Below are 1018 nucleotides of genomic sequence, written 5' to 3' on the forward strand. Positions count from 1 at the left end.
CCGTAGCTGTGCAGCCCGGACAGGAACATGTTGACGCCGAGGAACGCGAACGTCGTGACCAGCAGGCCCGTGAGCGCCCACCACGCGGCGACCGCGCCGCGCAGCCCCTTCATCAACCGCATGTGCAGCCACGCCGCGTAGTTCAGCCACACGATCAGCGCCCAGGTCTCCTTCGGGTCCCAGCTCCAGTAGCCGCCCCACGCTTCGGCCGCCCACAGCGCGCCGAGGATCGTCGCGATCGTGAAGAACGCGAAACCGACCGCGATCGACTTGTACATCACGTCGTCGAGCACTTCGAGCGTCGGCAGGCGATCGGCGAGCACGCCGCGCTCCTTCATCAGGTACGCGACCGACACCATCGCCGACAGCGCGAAGCTGCCGTAGCCGATGAAGTTCGCCGGCACGTGGATCTTCATCCACCAGCTCTGCAGCGCCGGCACGAGCGGCTGGATCTGCTGCGCGTCGCGCGCGACCGAGTACCACATCAGGAAGCCGACAGCCGCACTGATCACCAGCAGCACGAACGCGCCGAGCGAACGCGTGCCGTAGTGGCCTTCGTAATACAGATACAGCAGCGCGGTGATCAGGCTGAACAGGACGAACACTTCATAGAGGTTCGACACGGGGATGTGACCGACGTCCGCACCGATCAGGTAGGACTCATACCAGCGCACCATCAGCCCCGTGAAGCCCATCAGCACGGCGACCCACGTGAGCTTCTGGCCGATCGCGGCGCCCGTTTCCGAGCGGGCGAGCAGGCCGATCCAGTAGAAGATCGTCGCGAGCACGAACAGCGCGCTCATCCACAGGATCGCCGACTGGCTCGACAGGAAGTACTTGAGGAAGAATGCCGAATCGGCGCGGGCGAGATCGCCCTGGTAGATCTGGATCGACAGCAGCGACAGCACGGCGATCGACGCCATCATCAGCCGCGCGGGCTTCCAGCGCCAGCCGAGCGCGACGAGCGCCGGCACGGTGCCGATCATCACCGCCTTGTCGTAGTAATCCATGTGCGCGT

The 1018-nt window shown here is 65.2% G+C and carries 1 protein-coding gene; it reads right to left on the bottom strand.

Annotation, left to right across the window (positions count from 1 at the left end; all coding sequences use genetic code 11):
- Nucleotides 1-1018 (bottom strand): c-type cytochrome biogenesis protein CcsB (ccsB, locus tag DIE03_RS38010; protein ID WP_124457143.1); only part of this gene is annotated, 1018 nt, incomplete at both ends.

The sequence above is a fragment of the Burkholderia sp. Bp8992 genome (assembly GCF_003853705.1).
In the GTDB taxonomy this organism is placed as follows: domain Bacteria; phylum Pseudomonadota; class Gammaproteobacteria; order Burkholderiales; family Burkholderiaceae; genus Burkholderia.